This is a genomic window from Isoptericola sp. MSGPD8_1_ISO-PGPR-S23-394, from assembly GCF_058072785.1.
This window is the reverse complement of sequence record NZ_CM176517.1, coordinates 1,660,954-1,679,834: the sequence shown is the minus strand read 5'-3', so window position 1 is coordinate 1,679,834 and position 18,881 is coordinate 1,660,954. Positions and strand designations below refer to the sequence as shown.

General features: G+C 68.8%; 19 protein-coding genes and 1 pseudogene. 11 read left to right on the top strand and 9 right to left on the bottom strand.

Going from position 1 to position 18,881, the window contains the following annotated elements; all coding sequences use genetic code 11:
- Window positions 1–48 precede the first annotated feature (48 nt).
- Complete coding sequence (metH, locus tag AC3RJ8_RS07530; protein ID WP_489715281.1) at window positions 49–3,672, top strand: methionine synthase; 3,624 nt, start codon at window positions 49–51, stop codon at window positions 3,670–3,672.
- A 382-nt stretch (window positions 3,673–4,054) separates the two neighbouring features.
- On the opposite strand, the gene AC3RJ8_RS07525 is transcribed toward metH, so the two are convergent.
- Together AC3RJ8_RS07525 and AC3RJ8_RS07520 are read right to left on the bottom strand one after the other, a co-directional pair.
- The gene (locus AC3RJ8_RS07525) at window positions 4,055–6,121 is read right to left on the bottom strand and encodes an ATP-binding protein (RefSeq protein ID WP_489715280.1); all 2,067 of its coding nucleotides are present in this window, start codon (window positions 6,119–6,121) and stop codon (window positions 4,055–4,057) included.
- Window positions 6,118–7,515 (bottom strand): SIR2 family protein, encoded by a 1,398-nt coding sequence (locus AC3RJ8_RS07520; protein WP_489715279.1) that lies wholly within the window; start codon window positions 7,513–7,515, stop codon window positions 6,118–6,120. The genes AC3RJ8_RS07525 and AC3RJ8_RS07520 overlap by 4 nt, the downstream gene beginning before the upstream one ends.
- A gap of 310 nt (window positions 7,516–7,825) precedes the next feature.
- Between AC3RJ8_RS07520 and AC3RJ8_RS07515 the strand changes: the two are divergent.
- The 7 genes and pseudogenes from AC3RJ8_RS07515 to AC3RJ8_RS07485 form a co-directional block, all read left to right on the top strand.
- Window positions 7,826–8,024, top strand: a pseudogene (locus tag AC3RJ8_RS07515) (transposase); the annotation flags it as partial.
- A gap of 232 nt (window positions 8,025–8,256) precedes the next feature.
- The gene (locus AC3RJ8_RS07510) at window positions 8,257–8,982 is read left to right on the top strand and encodes an HAD family hydrolase (RefSeq protein ID WP_489715278.1); all 726 of its coding nucleotides are present in this window, start codon (window positions 8,257–8,259) and stop codon (window positions 8,980–8,982) included.
- 7 nt (window positions 8,983–8,989) lie between these two features.
- Complete coding sequence (gene phnD / locus AC3RJ8_RS07505; protein ID WP_489715277.1) at window positions 8,990–10,009, top strand: phosphate/phosphite/phosphonate ABC transporter substrate-binding protein; 1,020 nt, start codon at window positions 8,990–8,992, stop codon at window positions 10,007–10,009.
- Window positions 10,010–10,234: 225 nt separating this feature from the next.
- Entirely contained in the window at window positions 10,235–10,852 is a 618-nt protein-coding gene (locus AC3RJ8_RS07500; RefSeq protein ID WP_489715276.1) for a phosphonate ABC transporter ATP-binding protein, read from the top strand.
- Window positions 10,849–11,673 (top strand): phosphonate ABC transporter, permease protein PhnE, encoded by an 825-nt coding sequence (gene phnE, locus AC3RJ8_RS07495; RefSeq protein WP_489715275.1) that lies wholly within the window; start codon window positions 10,849–10,851, stop codon window positions 11,671–11,673. Before AC3RJ8_RS07500 ends, phnE (AC3RJ8_RS07495) begins: the two co-directional genes overlap by 4 nt.
- Window positions 11,670–12,497 carry a phosphonate ABC transporter, permease protein PhnE gene (phnE, locus tag AC3RJ8_RS07490; RefSeq protein ID WP_489715274.1) on the top strand — a complete coding sequence of 276 codons (828 nt, stop codon included), beginning with the start codon at window positions 11,670–11,672 and terminating at the stop codon, window positions 12,495–12,497. Before phnE (AC3RJ8_RS07495) ends, phnE (AC3RJ8_RS07490) begins: the two co-directional genes overlap by 4 nt.
- Window positions 12,498–12,501: 4 nt before the next feature.
- Window positions 12,502–13,362: a MurR/RpiR family transcriptional regulator gene (locus tag AC3RJ8_RS07485; RefSeq protein WP_489715273.1), complete on the top strand. Its 861-nt coding sequence runs from the start codon at window positions 12,502–12,504 to the stop codon at window positions 13,360–13,362.
- A 57-nt stretch (window positions 13,363–13,419) separates the two neighbouring features.
- On the opposite strand, the gene AC3RJ8_RS07480 is transcribed toward AC3RJ8_RS07485, so the two are convergent.
- Both AC3RJ8_RS07480 and AC3RJ8_RS07475 read right to left on the bottom strand, forming a co-directional pair.
- Window positions 13,420–13,824, bottom strand: a complete 405-nt coding sequence (locus AC3RJ8_RS07480) for a type II toxin-antitoxin system VapC family toxin (RefSeq protein WP_489715272.1) — start codon at window positions 13,822–13,824, stop codon at window positions 13,420–13,422.
- Window position 13,825: 1 nt separating this feature from the next.
- On the bottom strand, window positions 13,826–14,098 hold the full coding sequence (locus tag AC3RJ8_RS07475; RefSeq protein ID WP_489715271.1) for a type II toxin-antitoxin system Phd/YefM family antitoxin: 273 nt from the start codon (window positions 14,096–14,098) through the stop codon (window positions 13,826–13,828).
- A gap of 253 nt (window positions 14,099–14,351) precedes the next feature.
- Here AC3RJ8_RS07475 and AC3RJ8_RS07470 point away from each other — a divergent pair, with 253 nt between their 5' ends.
- Both AC3RJ8_RS07470 and arfB read left to right on the top strand, forming a co-directional pair.
- Window positions 14,352–15,809 carry an ATP-binding protein gene (locus tag AC3RJ8_RS07470; RefSeq protein ID WP_489715270.1) on the top strand — a complete coding sequence of 486 codons (1,458 nt, stop codon included), beginning with the start codon at window positions 14,352–14,354 and terminating at the stop codon, window positions 15,807–15,809.
- Window positions 15,810–15,859: 50 nt separating this feature from the next.
- Complete coding sequence (gene arfB / locus AC3RJ8_RS07465; RefSeq protein WP_489715269.1) at window positions 15,860–16,306, top strand: alternative ribosome rescue aminoacyl-tRNA hydrolase ArfB; 447 nt, start codon at window positions 15,860–15,862, stop codon at window positions 16,304–16,306.
- 12 nt (window positions 16,307–16,318) lie between these two features.
- Here the strand turns inward: arfB and AC3RJ8_RS07460 are convergent, their stop codons facing one another.
- The 5 genes from AC3RJ8_RS07460 to AC3RJ8_RS07440 form a co-directional block, all read right to left on the bottom strand.
- Window positions 16,319–16,660, bottom strand: coding sequence for a type II toxin-antitoxin system PemK/MazF family toxin (locus tag AC3RJ8_RS07460; RefSeq protein ID WP_489715268.1), 342 nt, complete (start codon window positions 16,658–16,660; stop codon window positions 16,319–16,321).
- Window positions 16,657–16,905 (bottom strand): CopG family ribbon-helix-helix protein, encoded by a 249-nt coding sequence (locus AC3RJ8_RS07455; RefSeq protein ID WP_489715267.1) that lies wholly within the window; start codon window positions 16,903–16,905, stop codon window positions 16,657–16,659. Before AC3RJ8_RS07455 ends, AC3RJ8_RS07460 begins: the two co-directional genes overlap by 4 nt.
- Window positions 16,906–16,980: 75 nt before the next feature.
- Window positions 16,981–17,115, bottom strand: a complete 135-nt coding sequence (locus AC3RJ8_RS07450; RefSeq protein ID WP_489715266.1) for a hypothetical protein — start codon at window positions 17,113–17,115, stop codon at window positions 16,981–16,983.
- Window positions 17,108–17,764: a DsbA family oxidoreductase gene (locus tag AC3RJ8_RS07445; protein ID WP_489715265.1), complete on the bottom strand. Its 657-nt coding sequence runs from the start codon at window positions 17,762–17,764 to the stop codon at window positions 17,108–17,110. Before AC3RJ8_RS07445 ends, AC3RJ8_RS07450 begins: the two co-directional genes overlap by 8 nt.
- Window positions 17,765–17,791: 27 nt before the next feature.
- Entirely contained in the window at window positions 17,792–18,079 is a 288-nt protein-coding gene (locus tag AC3RJ8_RS07440; protein WP_489715264.1) for a hypothetical protein, read from the bottom strand.
- 149 nt (window positions 18,080–18,228) lie between these two features.
- On the opposite strand from AC3RJ8_RS07440, the gene AC3RJ8_RS07435 reads away from it, so the two are divergent.
- Window positions 18,229–18,861, top strand: coding sequence for a dihydrofolate reductase family protein (locus tag AC3RJ8_RS07435; protein ID WP_489715263.1), 633 nt, complete (start codon window positions 18,229–18,231; stop codon window positions 18,859–18,861).
- The last annotated feature ends 20 nt before the right edge of the window (window positions 18,862–18,881 follow it).

Sequence of the window (18,881 nt, the reverse complement as noted above, 5' to 3'; positions counted from 1 at the left end):
ACGCAGTCGCCGCACCAGCATTTCCCGGCCCGCGACTACGCTGGGGCGGTGACCTCGACGCTCGATCTCTCCGCCGCAGACGCCCGTTCCCACGCCCTGCGGGAGGCCCTGCACACCCGGGTCGTGGTGGCCGACGGCGCCATGGGCACCATGATCCAGGCGGCCGACCCCTCGATGGACGACTACGAGCAGCACGAGGGCTGCAACGAGGTCCTCAACGTCACCCGCCCGGACCTCATCGGCAGCCTGCACGACGAGTTCCTCGAGGTGGGCGTCGACGCGATCGAGAGCAACACCTTCGGCGCGAACTGGTCGAACCTGTCCGACTACGGCATCGACGACCGGATCCGCGAGCTGGCCCGGGCCGGGGCGGCGATCGCCCGTGAGCGCGCCGACGCGTTCACGACGCCGGACCACCCGCGCTGGGTGCTGGGTTCCATGGGGCCCGGCACCAAGCTGCCGTCGCTGGGGCACACCACGTACGACCACCTGCGCCGCACGTTCGCGGAGCAGGCCGCCGGGCTCCTGGAGGGCGGCGCGGACGCCCTGCTGGTCGAGACCAGCCAGGACCTGCTGCAGACCAAGGCGGCCGTGACGGCCTGCCACGACGCGATGCGTCCGGTGTCCGAGGGCGGCGCCGGCCGCAGCGTGCCGGTCATCGCCTCGGTGACCGTCGAGACCACCGGCACGATGCTCATGGGCTCGGAGATCGGGGCGGCCCTGACCACCCTGCAGGCGGTCGGCGTCGACGCGATCGGCCTGAACTGCGCCACCGGCCCGGACCAGATGAGCGAGCACCTGCGCCACCTGGCCCGGCACGCCGAGGTGCCGGTGACCTGCATGCCCAACGCCGGGCTGCCGGAGCTCGGCCCGCACGGCGCCGTCTACCCGCTTTCGCCCGAGGAGCTGGCCGCCGCGCACACGCAGTTCGTCGAGGAGTTCTCCCTCGGCATGGTGGGCGGCTGCTGCGGCACGACGCCGGAGCACCTGCGCCAGGTGGTCGAGGCGGTGCGAGGGCGCGAGCTGCGACCGCGCGAGGTGGAGCGCGAGAACGGCGTCGCCTCGCTGTACTCGCACACCGACCTGTCGCAGGACGCCTCGTACCTGGCGATCGGCGAGCGCACCAACGCCAACGGCTCCAAGGCGTTCCGCGAGGCGATGCTGGAGAGCCGCTGGGACGACGTCGTCGACATCGCCCGTGCCCAGACCCGCGACGGCGCGCACCTGCTGGACGTGTGCGTCGACTACGTGGGGCGCGACGGCGTCGAGGACGTCCGCGAGGTCGTCTCGCGCCTGGCCTCTGCTTCCACGCTGCCGCTGGTGATCGACTCCACCGAGCCGGAGGTGATCCGTGCCGGGCTGGAGCTCGTGGGCGGGCGCGCCGTGGTGAACTCGGTGAACTTCGAGGACGGCGACGGGCCCGGATCGCGGTTCCAGCGCGTCATGCCCGCGGTCAAGGAGCACGGCGCCGCCGTCATCGCCCTGACCATCGACGAGGAGGGGCAGGCCCGCACCGCGGACAAGAAGGTCGAGATCGCCTCGCGGCTCATCGACACCCTCGTGGACGACTGGGGCATGCGGGTGGACGACATCATCGTCGACACCCTGACGTTCCCCATCGCGACCGGTCAGGAGGAGACGCGCCGCGACGCCATCGAGACGATCGACGCGATCCGCGAGCTCACCCGCCGCTACCCCGGCGTGCACACCACGCTCGGCGTCTCCAACGTGTCGTTCGGGCTCAACCCGGCCGCGCGCACGGTGCTCAACTCGGTGTTCCTGCACGAGGCCGTGCAGGCCGGGCTGGACTCCGCCATCGTGCACGCCGCGAAGATCCTGCCGCGCACCGCCATCCCGGACGAGCAGTGGGAGGCCGCGGAGAACCTCGTGTGGGACCGGCGGGTCTACGACGACGAGGGCAACCTGACCCACGACCCGCTGTCCCACCTGCTGGAGACCTTCTCCGGCGTGGACTCCGCGGCCCTGCGCGACCAGCGCGCCGCCGAGCTCGAGGCGCTGCCGGTGGGCGAGCGGCTGGAGCGCCGCATCATCGACGGCGCCCGCAAGGGGCTCGAGTGCGACCTCGAGACCGCGCTGGCCGACGGCATGAAGGCCCTCGACATCGTCAACACCCACCTGCTGGGCGGCATGAAGGTGGTCGGCGAGCTGTTCGGGTCCGGGCAGATGCAGCTGCCGTTCGTGCTGCAGTCCGCCGAGGTGATGAAGGCAGCCGTGGCGATCCTCGAGCCGCACATGGAAAAGGTCGAGGGCGCCGAGGAGCAGTCCAAGGGCACGATCGTGCTGGCCACCGTGCGCGGCGACGTGCACGATATCGGCAAGAACCTCGTGGACATCATCCTGACCAACAACGGCTTCACCGTGATCAACATCGGCATCAAGCAGCCGATCTCCGCGATGATCGAGGTCGCCGAGGAGCACGACGCCGACGTCATCGGTATGTCCGGGCTGCTCGTCAAGTCCACCGTGGTCATGAAGGAGAACCTCGCCGAGCTGGAGTCGCGGGGCCTGGCGAAGAAGTGGCCGATCCTGCTCGGCGGCGCCGCCCTGACGCGGACGTTCGTGGAGGACGACCTCGCCTCGCAGTTCCCCGGCGTGGTGCGGTACGCCCGCGACGCGTTCGAGGGGCTGCGGCTCATGGAGCCCCTCGTGGCGGTGGCGCGCGGGGCGTCGGTCGACGACGTCGGTCTGCCCGCGCTGCGCAAGCGTCGGCACAACGTCGTCAAGGTCACCGAGACCGCGCCCGAGGACCTGCCGGCGCGCTCCGACGTCGCCGACGACAACCCGGTGCCTGCTCCCCCGTTCTGGGGCACGCGCGTGGTCAAGGGCATCCAGCTCGCCGACTACGCCGCGTACCTCGACGAGCGCGCCACGTTCATGGGCCAGTGGGGCCTCAAGCCGGGTCGCGGCGATGACGGCGCCTCCTACGAGGAACTCGTCGAGACCGAGGGGCGGCCGCGCCTGACCGAGTGGCTCTCGACGATCCGCCGGGACCAGGTCATGGACCCCACCGTGGTATACGGGTACTTCCCCGTGTGGTCCGAGGGCGACGACATCGTGGTCGCGCACCACGGGCCCGGGATGAATGGTCCCTCCGGGGAGATCGGGGCGCCCGACGGCGGATCTGGCGGTCCGGTGGGGACCGAGCGGTTGCGCTTCACCTTCCCCCGCCAGAAGCGCGACCGGCACCTGTGCCTGGCCGACTTCATCCGGCCGAAGTCGTGGGTCGAGGAGACCGGGCAGTTCGACGTGCTGCCGATCCAGCTCGCGACCGTCGGCGAGCCCGTGTCCGCGTACACGGCGAAGCTGTTCGAGGCGAACAAGTACCGCGAGTACATGGAGCTGCACGGGCTGTCCGTGCAGCTCACCGAGTCACTGGCTGAGTTCTGGCACTCCCGTGTGCGCTCCGAGCTCGGGTTCGGCGACGAGGACCCGCAAGACGTCGAGGGCATGTTCAAGCTCGAGTACCGCGGGGCGCGGATGTCTTTGGGGTATCCGGCGTGCCCGGACATGGAGGACCGCCGCAAGGTGGTCGAGCTGCTGCGGCCCGAGCGGGTCGGCGTGACGCTCAGCGACGAGCTGCAGCTGCACCCGGAGCAGTCGACCGACGCGTTCGTGCTGCATCACCCCGAGTGCAAGTACTTCTCCGTATGAGCTAGGACGGGGGCACCAGCGCGGCCAAGACGGCCGTAACTCGCGGCGATACCTGACAGGACACAATCAGTCCCGTGCTGGCCGCTTCGCCTAACCGCGAGGACCTCGATCGCGAGCACCCACGTCACTGGTAGCAGCCGGATCTGGCGCAATGTCCGCCACCCGCTGCCTCTCGAAGCACCGACCTCCACGGAATCCAGCGCCCGCGCCCCGACGCGGTCCAGCAGGTCGCGCGCCAAGTCGCGGAACCGCCCCTTCAACCGGAAACTGCTCAGTGGACTCGGGACAAGTCCAGTCGCACGTGAAGGCCTCGCCGAGCACCGTTTCACGAAGGGCGGCGGCAGGCCGGTCGGAGAACCGCACTCTCCCTGTCGGTGAACGGTCACAGATGGTCACCATGCCAATGCCCGACTACACGATCGATGTGGTCAGGCAAGTCGACTAGTTTGTCGGCGTCGCCCCAGGTGTTGATGAAGTCGGGGTCGTCGCTCTTCGGGGGGTCCTCGACATCGCGGACTCGAACAGCGACGGGAACACCAGTGCTGACGCCTGTCACCAGCGCGTGCTGTTGCGCGAGACTCGGCAACTGGTCGAGGAGTGCCCGTGAACTGAGAGCGGTGGCATTACGAAGGAGACTCTGGTCTGCTTCGTGTGTGAGCCGATGAGCGATCACGGTACCGCATTGGGCCACCACGGTCTCGCTAAGTTCACTCGGGCGCTGGCTCGCGAGCAGCAATGACAGCCCGAACTTGCGGCCTTCCTTGGCGATTCGCTCAAAGACCGGCGCCGACCGACCTGAATCACCGTTCGGCCCATGGCTCGCAGGGATGAATCTATGGGCCTCTTCGAGCACCAGCAGGAGCGGATGCTCAGCGCGGGGTTGGCTCCTGACTGCAAAGTCAAAGAGAAGGCGCCCGAGTAGTGCCGTGACGTTCTCCAGCACATCGTTGGCGACGAGACTCAGGTCGAATATTGTCACTGAAGGCCCAGCGGTGTGAGCCGCGTTCTGCGAGTGGAGGTGTGCGGTGGCCGGCCAGTCCGATGTGGCGTCGCCGCCAGTCGGGTCGATCCCCATCAGCGCCTTCAAATAAGCGCCCAGCGGATCGGTGTGTTCTTCGATCCTGGTGATGAAGTCGTATCTCCCGTCCGCAAGCAACCGACTCAGGCGCATCTGAAGGGTTGCTACGTACTGACCAATCCTGCTGTCCACGGCCTGCTCCAACTGGACGCGGGTCGGCAAGAAGTGATCGCACAGCGCTTGGAGCGAGTAGAAAACGGGGGCGTCAAAGTCGGCGCCTGCACTTACGCTACCAAGTCCAAGTTCGTTCAGCGCATCCGTGACCTGGTCGTTCAGAATCGTCGCCAGTTTGGCGAGCACGTCACGGTGTTCTGCGGTCAGGACCTGGTAGTTCACGTTGTCCCGGAGTGCAAGTTTGGCGATAGCCTTGGGCACGATATCGGCCATCCGCTCCCACTGAGCCTTCACCGGGGAGTCTCGGCTTGCGTTCTTCGTCAGTACCACGGCGAGGGACTGCAGTTGCTTGGCCGCTGGCGCTTCTGAGTTCATCGCATTCTTAGCCAGCGCGTCGAGAATCCCTAGCGTTGTTCGGACATTGTCGAGCTGGTCAGCATCCGTTCCCTTCGCACTTCCCGCAAGTCGGGCGTCCGCGATAGCGCGCTGAAGGACGGGTGCTTGAACGCCTTCACTCGCACGTAGAAGGTTGAGGTGTTCCTCGTTGTTCATGAACCAGTGCGGCAGAAACAATCCAGAGTCCGTCCCAGGATTGGGCCCGAGGATCAGCGGTCGCGTATTCTTGCCACGCGGAGCCGAAGCGGCAAACGACTGTGCATACTCACCATTGATATCGAAAATGACGATGTGCCCATTCGGAATATCGTGATCGAGCAGGCCGTCAATGACTGCGGTGACAGTGCACGACTTTCCAGACCCAGTAGAGCCGACGACGGCGCAGTGATGGCCGAGGAGCAGATTGGCGTCGAGGTGGACTTCCTGCTCGGCGGCGACCGCCGACGTCCCGATACGTAGAGAAGCACGTCCCCTCGGGAGAAAGATGTTCTTGACCTCCTCAGGCGTCGCTGCCTGCACAGGCGCATGGAGCGGTGGGTATCCGGTGAGTCCCGACTTGAACGCGCTTCCTTCGAACCGGCCGACAACGGTAGCTTCGAGTTCATAGGCCGCCGCATCGTCTTGGCTGATGAGCGCACCGTGCGTCTTCGTCTCCTTCCGTCCGCTGATGTGGACGGCACTGACGATGCCGACTACGCGATGGGCGCCCGCGGGCACCGTAATGTAGGAGTTGACGACGCCGACAGTCTGAAGCCCATCGGGCCCAACCTTCGTAAAACCCGTGGATCCGACGTCGAGGGCAACGCGAATAGTCGTACTGCGAACATCGATGACGCGCCCGATAACCCCAGTGCCAGTCACCGAGGCTCACTCCCCGGTATGGGCATGACGCTGCCGCGCGCAGCTTGCTCAAGGGCTTCGATCAACGATGCAACCGCGGTCGGCGCCTCCCCCTGAGGCGAGGCGCCGGGCAACAGGCTGGCGAGTTCTGTGAACTTTCCTGGCTGCCCGGTGAGCACTGCGATACGCGAGTCGCTGGCCTTGGCAAGGGCTGCGATCGCCGTCGACTTCGTCGTGATACCGAGGTCGTCAATCTTCCTATGCTGAGAATCCGGCGTCAACAGAGCCATGCCAGTGTCGTCGAGCACCGCATAGGGGTCTGCAACGAAGACGTTGAGCGCGGTGTTAGTGGCGAGACTCCGAAGTAGGAGGCGATTTATATGTGCGTCGGCGAATCCGTAACCAGCGACGATCACAGCAGTGTCCTCTTGCTGAACTGCATCACCCAGTAGCCTTAGAAGATCCGAGTACGGGTAGGCGAGAGTGTCCCCCTCCTTCGAGGAAGTCGGGTAGATCAGCACGAGCCCGTCGTCCGCAACTGAGGCATCGCATTGCCGGACTTCCAGCGACTCGAGCCCCGTCAGGCGATCTCGATCGGTTGACGATCGCCAGTTGAGGCTCCCATGGACTTTGTGCAGGTAGAGCGCCCCATCTGCGCGGGCGAGCACCGATTTCGTCGTCGTCTCAACGCGATGGAAGTCAAGACCGTAGAACGCGAGATTGAGCCGACGATCGATCGTCCCACTGAAGCCATCAACGTAGGGGTATCCCAACTCGTCGAGGGCACGCTCGATAATCAGATCATAATTTGTGGTGAAGACTTGCGGCCGAGGCAGGTTCGCCCTGCGATTGCGAACGATCCTCGACAGGAAGGTGCGGTGGGCGAGGAGTGGGTCGGTGTCGAACGGCGGGTCGAGCCGATTCCCCTCCTTCGGCAGGCGGCACGCCTCGGCAAGCGCTCGGTTGACTCGATGCCTGAGGCCGTCGACCTGATCCTTCGGGTAAAGCTTGGCGCCTGGCCCCGACCCAAGGGTCACCGAATCCTGCCCGGCCTGAGTAGCGAGCGATGAGGCGAGCTGGAGCCCGTTCAGGAGCCTTTCCAGGTCGCCGCTGTCCTCGGGGTTGATCGTGGCGAGCAGCGCCTCATCCTCGACTGTAGGCTCACCGCCGGCTTCCACAATGAGCTCGATGACCTGCTGGTTCGTCATACCCCGCGTTCTCGGCGAACCCAAGTGGAACGACGCGCCGGACCCTAGGAGAACCACAAGGTTCTTCACCTGCAAGAGAGAGGCAAGGTGTTCGCGGACAGCCTGCGGCTCGGAGGTAGCGATCACCTCCTTCACCGTGCCACCGACGACGAATAGGCCCCTTGGCCCCGCAGCCTCCGGCGCTTCACTTGCGGTGTCGACAGCCATCAAGCTTCCTTGTCGTTGATGCGGCTCGGGCGATCATACTCATTAATCTACGGGACCTCCCGGCACGGCGCGTGCGTCTTCGCCACCGGAACACTTCGCGAGCGAGGCGATGGCGTTGTCCACCCTCCTGAGAAAGTCGTCGTACGAGATTATGTCCGTCACGTTTGAGTGCGAACGGTGGGCAAACTCAAGACGGGAGTGACCCTATAGTCGGCCGGACACCAGGGCTACTTGCGGAACGGCGCCTGACCCGGTCAGGCCGAATTTCACCCGCTCGGTCCAGCCTCGATCCTCATCGAGGCAATGAGGAGTCGCTCGTCTCGGGCATACCCTACGCCGCTGGCGCGAGGCGCTCCTGGCCTACTTCACTGTCAGCCGAGCTCAGTACGGGCCCCACCGAGGCCATGGACGGCATCTTCGAGCTCCACCGCGGCCTCGCACGTGGATACCGCAACCGCGACAGTTACCGGCTACGCATGCACCTCGCCAGTGGAGGACTCACACGGTGATTCCCACCGGATCGGCGATTCGCCGTCATGGCTTGCAAAGCTAGCGACATGGTCGAGGGCGCGTTCACGCTCGCGACGCTACCGATCGCACGGTTCCTGCACTACCGATCGCGCATTCCGTAGTGGACGACGGGTTCCCGCGGCCGCCATCCACCGTTCACCTCCTCGCGACCCATCCGTTCACACGGCCTGCCTACCGTGAACGCATCGTCCATCCGAGGAGGCAGCCCGCGTGACCCCGACCATCCTGTTCGACTTCGACGGCACCATCGCCGTCGGTGACGGCCCCGTGCTCGCGTTCGCCCGGCATGTCGCCGAGCACGCTGGGCCCGGTTACCTCGAGCGGGTCATGGCCACGTTGCGCGAGCACGACGCCGGCACGGCGACCGGCTTCCGCGACGGGTACGACGTTGTCGGCTCCTTGGCCCGCGCCGACGGTGTCGCCCCCGCCGCACTGCAGCACGCCTACCTGGCCAGCCGCAGCGCCCTCGGAACCCCCGAGGCATCCGTCGACGCCGCCCCCGGACTGGCACAGCTCCTGGACGCACTCCCCCACGGCGTCCGCGTCGTCCTCGCCACCAACGCCCCCGGCGTCGGCGTCGAGCGTCTGCTGACCACGTGGGGCGTCCGCGAGCGCTTCGCCGACCTGCACTACGAGGTCGGCAAGCCGGTCGGGCTGACGCCCCTCGTCGAGGCCGCGCTAGCCACGGGACCTGTGCTCGCCGTCGGGGACATCGTGGAAAACGACCTGGCCCCCGCCGCGGCGCTCGGAGCGGCGACGGCGCTGGTCGGCCCCGCAGCCGCCACGCCGCCCGCCGACGTGACCATGCACGCCCGGACGCTCGACGCCCTCGCGCCCGCCATCACCGCGTGGGCCCACACGGCCACCACGGCAGCCACCACAGCCCTCCCCCCGGAACCCGTGCCGACCGGCACGGCCGACTCCCTCGAAAGGTAGCCCTCTCATGCGCAAGTCCTTGCTCGCTCCCGGCGCCGCCGCGGCGCTCGTCCTCGCGCTCGCCGGTTGCGCCGGTACCGATGCCGCCGGCAGCGCCGACGACGAGACCGGATCCGGCACCGAGTGGCCCGAGTCCATCACCATGTCGCTGGTGCCGTCGGTCGAGGGTGAGAACCTCGCCGAGGCGCTCGACCCGCTGACCACCTACCTCTCCGAGGGTCTCGGCATCGAGGTGGAGGGCGTCGTCGCGAACGACTACACCGCCACGGTCGAGGCGCTCGGCGCCGACCAGTCGCAGGTGATCATCACCGACGCCGGGTCGCTCTACCAGGCGACCGAACGCTACGGCGCGGAGCTGATCCTGCGTGACGTCCGCTTCGGCGCGACGTCCTACGCCGCCGTCGCCTACACGAACGACCCGGACACCTACTGCGAGGACGAGCCCGTGCTCGCCACCTACGAGGCGAGCGGCGTCGAGCTCTCCTACTGCAACGGCCTGGAGGAGGCCGGCGCCGCGGCGACCGGTCAGGGCCCGGCCGCCACCGACGTCTTCGGCGACCTGGCCGGCGCGAACGTCGCGCTGCAGGCCGCCACCTCCCCCGCGGGCTACCAGTACCCCGTGGTGCTGATGCGTGAGGCGGGCCTGGACACCGACGCCGACATCACGCAGGTCCCGGTCGAGGGCAACAACAACGCCGTGCTCGCCGTCGCGAACGGTGACGCCGAGGTCGGCTTCGCCTACTGGGACGCCCGCACCACCGTGGTCGAGGAGGTCCCCGACATCGCCGACAAGGCCGTGGCCTTCGCCTACACCGAAATGATCCCCAACGGTGGCGTCGCCGTCACCGACAGCCTGCCCGACGACCTCGTCGCCGAGCTGACCCAGCTCATGGACGACTACGCGGACTCCTCCCCCGAGGCCGCCGACGTCATGTTCGAGCTCGTCGGCCTGTCCGACTGGACGGCCGAGACCGCCGACGACGAGATCACCCGCTACGGCGAGGTCCTCGAGCAGTTCGCCGGCTGACCAGGAGCATCACCGTGACTCTCGACACCCAGGCGGCGGAGGCCGGGCCCGCCCCGGCCTCCGCCGCGTGGCCGATCCGCCTCGACGGCGTCTCGGTCACCTACCCCAACGGCACCGCCGCCCTGCGCGACGTCTCCCTGACCATCGAGGCCGGCGAGATGGTCTCGGTCGTCGGCCTGTCCGGCTCCTGGCAAGTCGACCCTGATCCGCACGCTCAACGGCCTCGTGCCCGTCACGAGCGGCACCGTCACCGTCGGCCCGCACACCGTCACCGGCCTGTCCGGCCGCCGTCTGCGGCAGGTGCGCGGGCACGTCGGCATGATCTTCCAGGGCTTCAACCTCGCCACACGCGTCGACGTCTACCGCAACACCCTGGTCGGCCGCTTCGCGCAGGCAGGCGCCCTGCGCGGGCTCCTCGGCGTCCCGACCGCGCACGACCGCGACGTCGCCCTCGCGGCACTGGACATGGTCGGCATGCTCGACAAGGTCTGGACGCGCGCCGGGTCCCTGTCCGGAGGGCAGCAGCAGCGCGTCGCCATCGCGCGGGCGCTGTCCCAGGAGCCCAGCATCATGCTCGCCGACGAACCCGTCGCCAGCCTCGACCCGCCCACGGCGCACGCCGTGATGGGCGAGCTGGAACGCATCAACGCCGACCACCACCTCACCGTGCTGGTCAACCTGCACCTCATGGACCTCGCCCGGCAGTACACGCGCCGCATGATCGGCCTGCGCGGCGGCGAGGTCGTCTACGACGGCCCCGCCGCCGAGGCCACCGAGGCCGACTTCGAGCAGATATACGGCCGCAGCATCCGCCCGCAGGACCGCCTCGGGGACCGGACATGACCCCCGGCACGACGGCGGAGCCCGCCACCCGCTTCGACGTTCCGCCGCGCCCGCGCACCTGGCCGCGCCGCGCGGTGATCGTCTCGGCCCTCGCGGCGTTCACCGTGGCGACCTGCCTGCCCGCGATCGGCGGCGTCGAGATCGACCTGGGCGCCATCGCCCAGAACTGGCGCCGCGGGGCCGCCAACCTCTCCGCGCTGCTGCAGCCGAACTGGGCGTTCGTCCCGCGCACCATCCAGCCGATGCTGGAGACGCTGCAGATGGCGTTCGTCGGCGCTGCGATCGCCGCCGCGCTGTCCGTGCCGCTCACCCTGTGGGCCGCGCGCCCCACCAACCCGCACACCCCGACCCGCACGGCGGTGCGGGCCGTGATCAACGTGATCCGGGCCGTGCCCGACCTCGTCTGGGCGACCGTCCTCGTCGCCATGGTCGGTGTCGGCGCGCTGCCCGGCCTGCTCACTCTCGTGCTCTTCGACGTCGGGATCGTCGTCAAGCTCGTCTCCGAGGCCATCGACTCCACCAACCACCCCTACCTCGAGGCGGCCCGCGCCGGCGGCTCCACCCACCACCAGATGAACCGCAGCATCGCCCTGCCCCAGAACGCCCCGCTGTTCGCCAACCAGTGGCTCTACGCGCTCGAGCTGAACGTCCGCATCTCGGCAATCCTCGGCATCGTCGGAGCGGGCGGCATCGGGCGGCTCCTCGACGAACGGTTCGGGTTCTTCGCCTACGGCGACGTGTCGGTGATCATCCTCGAGATCCTCGTCGTCGTGCTCCTCATCGAGGCCGCCTCCCACCTGCTGCGCCGGAGACTCGCATGAGCACCATGCTGCAAAGCACCACCGCCACGACGAGCCCCGCCGTCGTCCTGCCCCCGCGCCCGTCACGGCTCGGGCAGACCGTCGCCACCGCCGTCGTCGGCGTCGTGCTCCTCGTCGCCACCGCCACCCTAGACGTCGAGTGGGCCGACCTGCGCGGCCTGCCCGCCGCCGTCTGGGACTACGGCATGCTGATGTTCGCCGACCCCGACTGGTCGCGCCTGCCGCGCGCCCTGTTCGAGATGTGGCGCTCGATCTCCATGGCCTGGCTCGGCGCGATCCTCTGCGTCGTCGTGTCGATCCCGCTCGGCATCCTCGCCGCCGACGGCGTGGGACCGGCCTGGCTGCGCCTCACCCTGCGCGGCGTCTTCGCCGTCATCCGCGCCGTGCCCGAGGTCAACATCGCGCTCATCCTGCTCACCGTCACCGGGCTGACCCCGTTCACCGGGGCGCTGGCACTGGGCATCGCCGGAATCGGCACCCAGGGCAAGTGGACCTACGAAACGATCGAGACCTTGCGCGACGGCGCGGCCGACGCGGTCCGGGCAGCGGGTGGCGGCCGGACCGCCGTCATCCGCTGGGCGCTGTGGCCCGCCGCCCTGCCCGCACTGCTGTCGTTCGCGCTCTACCGGTTCGAGATCAACATCCGCATGTCCGCCGTGCTCGGCATCGTCGGCGCGGGCGGCATCGGGCGCATGCTCGCGAACTACACGAACTATCGTGCGTGGGACACGGTCGGCATGCTGCTGATCGTGGTCGTCGCCACGACGATGGCCGTCGACGCCGTCTCCGGCGCGCTGCGCCGTCGCATCATGGAAGGGCCCTGACGCCGTGACCTGGACCGGATCCATCGACGCGCCGCTGACCGCGCGGATCGTCGCCCTCGCACCGTCGATGCATCCCGGCGAGCGCCGCGCTGCCGAGGCGATCGCCGCCGACCTCGGTGCCGCCGTCGAACGCTCCGCGCAACAGGTGGCCGACGACGTCGGCGTGGGCCGCGCGACCGTCGTGCGCGCCGCACAGACGCTCGGGTACGAGGGCTACCCACAACTGCGGGTGGCCGCGGCACGCGAGCTCGCGCTGCGCACCGAGCCCGACGGCGCCCCCGACGGGACGATGCTCGGCACGCTGCGCGAGTCCGTCGCCCGGTTCGCCGCCCGCCTCGGCCACACCGTCTCGGGCCTCACCGAGGAGGTGCTGCAGGAGTTCGTCCAGCGCCTCGACGACGCCGGGCGCGTGCTCGTCGTCGCGAACGGGCTCTCCTCGCCGCTCGGCCTCGACCTCGTGCTGCGGCTGACGTCGGCCGGCCGGCCCGCCGAGCTGCTCCAGGACGCGCTCGCGCAACGGATCGCCGCACGCCAGCTCGGACCCGACGCCGTCTGCCTCGTCGTCTCCGGATCCGGCACCAACGACGCGACGCTCGCGGTGATGCGCGCCGCGCACGACGGCGCCACCCCGGTCCTGGCGATCACCTCGTTCGCGCAGTCCCCCGTCGCCCAGCTCGCCGACACGGTGCTTGTCGTGCCGCCGGTCAACGACTCGTTCCGTGACGAGCTCGTGCACACGTCCCGGGCCGCACTGATGCTGGTGACCGAGGCGCTCGTCGAGGCGCTCGTCACCCGGCGTGGCGACCGCGGTCGCGACGCCCGGGCCGTCGCGCTGGGGGAGCTCGGCTCGACGATCCAGGAGTAGTCGGCGGGGTCCGCGAGGTGGCTGCAGGACATGGGTAGATCGAGCGTCGGCGCTCTGCTATTCGGCGGGATCGACGACGGTCAGCCCCAGGCCGACGGCGACCTCCTTCATGCGAAGATCGTGCGTCACCACGGTGATGCCGTCGGAGGCGAGCAACGTGGCCGTCCCCAGATGAATGGCGTCCAGCGAGCGAAGGTGCTGCCCGGTGCTGATTGTCGAGGCGGCGCGCACCACGTCGTCGTCGATGTCGATCAACCACAGCGCCGACAGCACCGGCACGCTCAGTGCCAGCGAGAACCGTTCGCGCTGGAGTACGCGAGACATCTCCACCTGCAGGAGCTTGGACGAGTAGATCTCCTCACCCGCGTTCCGCGCGGCCGTCCACCATGCGCGCACTGCCGCGCTGCCCGGGTCATCCAAGATCATGCGGAGCGCGATCGACGAGTCGATGTACGCCACCACGTCAGTAGTCGCCCTTCGACTCGTCGATGAGCTGGTCCAGCGAGAGGCCGGACCTGGCCGCGACGAGATCAGGTAGCGGCGTATCAGGCGCCGACGGCGGCGTGATCCGCCCCTCGGCCTTCTTGCGCTCGAGCCACGTCGCCTGGTCCGTCGCGGGCACGAGGCGTGCCACCACACGCCCGTGCATCGAGATCTCCAGCTGCTCACCCTCCTGCACCTCACGGAGCACCCGGGAGGTCTGCTGGTTGAGCTGGGTGATGCTGATCACTCGCATGGCTCCAGCGTCCCACAACGTAGAAGGTCCTTCTACTGTCCACTCCACGCTACCGATCGCACGGTTCCTGCACTACCTCCTGCACTACCCCGGCCATCCTGTTCGACTTCGACGGCACCCTCGCCGTCGGGGAGATCATGGCCGCCACGCCACCCGCCGACGTGCCCATGCACGCGCAGACCCTCGATGCACCCGGCGAACTTGGCTCGACGATCCAGGAGCAATACTACATACATGGATGTATGATACGTCCATGACCGCTCACCCTCGGGCTCCTTTCTACGGCCGCTCCGACGTCGTCAGCGCCTTGACGAAGCATCTCGATGCTGTGCGAAACCACGGGCAAGGGCGCATCGTCGCGGTCCGCGGCCGGCGCCAGGTGGGGAAGTCCACTGCGATCGAGACCTTCGTGCGCCGTACCGACGTGCCCTACGTCTTCGCTGCAGGGACGCTCGGCGCACCGACGCGCACGCAGGTCGCCGAAGCGACCGAGGCTCTCACGTCGTCGACCCGGCCGCTCTCCGGCGTCGAGATGGTCCAGGGCCTCTCCCTGAGCACCTGGCGCGACTGGTTCCGCGCGGTCGAGGTCGCAGCGCGTCAGGGACCCGTCGTCGTCGTGCTCGACGAGTTCCCCTGGGCCGTGGCCGCCGACCCGTCCCTCGAGGGCACTCTCCAGAACCTCTGGGACCAGACGCTCGAGGCGCTGCCGGTCCTGCTCATCCTCGTCGGCTCCGACGTCGCGATGATGGACCGGCTCGCCGAGTACGGCCGAGCGCTGTTCGGGCGCCTGCGACCGCTCGTCGTCGACCCCCTCAACCCGGCCGAGATCGCGCAGGCACTTCCCCACGCCACCCCGGCCGAGGTCTTCGACGCCACGCTGGTCACGGGCGGCTATCCGCGCCTCGTGACCGACCTCGCACGGTCCGGAGGCAACGTGTCGCACTACGTCGCCGACTCCTTCGACGACCTCTACAGCCCGCTCGTCTCGACCGCCCGGTTCACGTTGGACGCAGAGTTCCCCGACTCCCCCGCTGCTGCGCGGGTCCTGGCGGCGATCGGCGCCGACGAGACCACCACGCCGCGGTTCAACGACCTGATTCCCGCCGGCCTCGAGGACTCCGAGGTCACGCGCTACCAGACCAGCACCACCCGGGCCCTCCGTGTCCTGGCCGACGAGAAGCGTCTGGTCGTCAAGGAGACGCCGGCCTGGTCATCCTCGACCGGGCGCCTGCGTCGCTACCGCGTCACCGACCCCTACCTGCGGTTCTGGTTCCGCTACGTCGAACGCAGCCTCGAGCTCATCTCCCGCGGACGGGCCGACCACGCCTTCGCGCGGTTCGAGCGCGACTGGTCCTCCTGGCGTGGCCGCAGCGTCGAACCCCTCGTCCGCGAGTCAGTCGCGCGTCTTTCCCCGGACGACACCACGCTGGAGAGCATCGAGGACGTCCGGGCCTGGTGGACCCGCGACGGGCAGACGGAGGTCGACCTCGTCGGCGTGTCCCGCGAGCGCACCGTACTGCTCGGGACCATCAAGTGGCGCCCCGGCGGTGAGATCTCCCGACGCGAGATCACGCACCTGCGCGGCGTGATCGGCACGGTGCCGCGCAGCGGCGACGCCCTGATCGCCGCCATCAGCCCCGAAGGGCTGCCGGTCGACGGCGCCGACCTCACCTTCAGCGCGGCAGACCTGCTCAATGCGTGGCGTGCCTGACAACGACAATCCGCGTGACCCGCCGCCCGATCCGGCGGCACCATGGAGACATGCCCTCACCGACCCGCTCCGGACTCGCCGTCAGTACGTCGCTGACCATCCCTCGGGCCGAGCTGACCGAGCGGTTCTCGCGGTCCTCCGGCCCCGGCGGGCAGGGCGTGAACACGACCGACTCCCGCGTGGAGCTGTCCTGGGACGTCGGGCGCTCGGCGGTGCTGAGCGACGTTCAGCGGGAGCGGCTCGTCGCGCGGACGGGTCATCGTCTGGTCGACGGCGTCCTCACCGTGACGGCGTCCGAGCACCGTGAGCAACGGCGCAACAGAGAAGCAGCCGCGCACCGTCTGGCAGCGCTCGTCGCCGACGCCGTCGCCCCTCCCGGCCCGCAGCGTCGCGCGACCCGGCGGACCCGAGGCTCCCAGGAACGGCGCCTCACCACGAAGAAGCAGCGCTCCACGACGAAGCGGCTCCGCTCGTCCCGGCCGTCGCGGGACGACTGAGCGAATCGGCGCCTACAGACCCACGACGCGACGAAGCCCGGTATCGACGGCACGGAGCAGGTTGTCGGGCAGCACCGCGCCCGTCGGATCGACGACGCTCCGGTCGACCGTCGTCGGCTGCGAGACGTTCACCACGGAGTCCTTCGGCAGCCCCGCGGCGACTGCCGGCACGAACACGTTGCCGGGATGGCGCGCCAACGCCGTATTCGATGTCATGGGGAGCACGACGACCGTCGCGATCAGCGACGCGTTGTACTGGTCGGACTGCACGACGACGGCGGGCCTCCTCTTGGCCGGAGCGCTTCCCTGCGGCTCACCGAAGTCGATCCAGCACACTTCGCCGCGCCGGATCACCACTCGTCCGTGCCCTCGACCAGTCGGGAGTTGGCAGCCTGCCGCCACTCAGCGGCTTCATCGCCAGGCTGCCCGACATCGTCGATCGCGGCATCGATCTGCCTCGTCAGATCGGCTTCGCTGAGCTCGTCCGCATAGCGCTCCGCGGCACGTCGGTAGAACTCCGACCGTGTCATGCCGTGCCGACGAGCAACATCGTCGAAGCGTCCCGCTGCGTGGTCCGGGAGGCTGATCGCTGTCTTCATGACGCCAGGGTATAACTTCTTCTACTCCACAGCGATACCCCCAGCACGATCAACGCGCGCTGGATGCACAGACCGTCAGCGAGCGCCGTCGTCGTCGTGGGACACCGGCTCTCCGGAAGCCGGGACCTCACACGCGCCCGTCACCGGGTCGCACACCGCGGCGTCGTCGGCCGCGACGAACGTCAGCGGCTGCACGTCCGGCTCAGGCATCGACCTGCTCCCACGCCTGGGCGATCGCCTGACCGTAGGCCTCGGTCGGCACGGCACCGGGGATGCCGAGTCGGCGCCCGAGCACGGTGAAGGGCACGCCGCGAGCGCCCAGAGCGATCGCCTCCTCGTGCTCGGCACGGACGGCCTCGGCGTACCGGTCGTCGGCGAGGACGTCGCGGATCTCGGACTCGGGGATACCGAGCCCGGTGCCCAACCGGACCAGGGCGTCGGGGGCGAACGCCCCGTCCTGCCCACCGAAGAGCGCGCCCTGCATCGCTGTCATGTACTGCCAGCCGACGCCGTGCTCGTTGCCGAGGTGCACCAGGCGCAGCATGTCCAGGGTGTTCTGGACGGGATGGTTCGGTGCGTAGGCGAGCCCCTCAGCCCGCGCGAGCTCGGCGACCTGCGCCTCCATCTTCTCCGCCTGCTCGACGGGCAGCCCCTTCTTCGCAGAGAGGTAGTCGACCACCGGTGTGGGCTCCGCCGGGAAGTCCGGGTCGAGCTGGAAGGTGCGGATCCGCACGTCGATGCGGTCGGCGTGCGGCGAGTCCTTGATCGCGGCCTCGAGCCGCGCGTCGCCGATGTAGCACCACGGGCACAGGACGTCGGACCAGACCTCGATCTGGAGGCGGGTGTCAGGGGAAGTCACGGTCCGTACAACTCCTACAGCACTCGTTCATTCCGTCGCTGCACGGACATCGTGCGCGCCCGACCGTGACCAGATGGTGGTCGGTGAGAGGTACCGGACCAGGAGCACGACGTCCCACGACTCGGCCTCGGGCCCGATCAGCAGCGGCCCGCAGGGGCCCTGGTGCAACACCTCTGCTCCGGTCGGCTGCCTGTGGACCGCGGCCTCCTTGCCGTACCGCGCGTACGTCTTCGCACCCGACACCGGGTCCGCGGGAGCGAGATCCGGAGCGTGCGAGTAGTCCGCCAGGTCGGGGAACCGCAGCAAGTTGAGCATGGTGACGGGCTCGTCGGCAGGCAGTGCGTCGACCTGGGCCAGCTGGTCGGCGGTGGCGTCGACGGTGCCGTCGTCGGCCAGTCGATGAGTTCGACCCGACCGGCAGGTCTACCGGCCCGTCGGCACCGTTCGGAAACCAGGAGGACACCATGAGCACCATCCAGATCCAGCTGTTCGCCACCCTCGATCTTGTCGGGCAGGCACCCGGCGGGCCCGAGGAGGATCCGGCAGGCAGCTTTCCTTTCGGCGGCTGGCAGGCGCCCTTGTTCGATGACGTCACCGGAGCCGAGATCTCGGCCGCACTGGAGGGCACGGACGCTCTGCTGCTCGGTCGGCGGACCTACGACATCTTCGCCGACCACTGGCCGCACCAGGAGGGCGGCCCGGACGACGACGTCGCCACACTGTTCAACCGCATCCCGAAGTATGTCGCCTCCCGCGCCACGCCGGAGCTGACGTGGGCCGGGTCCACACAGCTCGGTCCCGATCTCGCCCGTGCCGTGCGGGAGCTTCGCGACCGGCACGAGGACATCAAGGTCATCGGGAGCCTGGACCTGGTCCAGACGCTGCTGCACGAACGACTGTTCGACGAGCTGAACCTGTGGATGTACCCGATCGTGCTCGGCGTCGGCAAGCAGGTGTTCGACGGTGGCGAGGTCCCGGCCAACCTCACACTGCTGGATCCGCCGACGGCGAGCCCCCGCGGCGTGGTGCACCTGCGCTACGGGCTCGCGGACGGCACCCCGGGGACGGGAGACCTGGGCGCTCCAGAACCTCGGTGACCGGGCGGGCTCGATCAGGT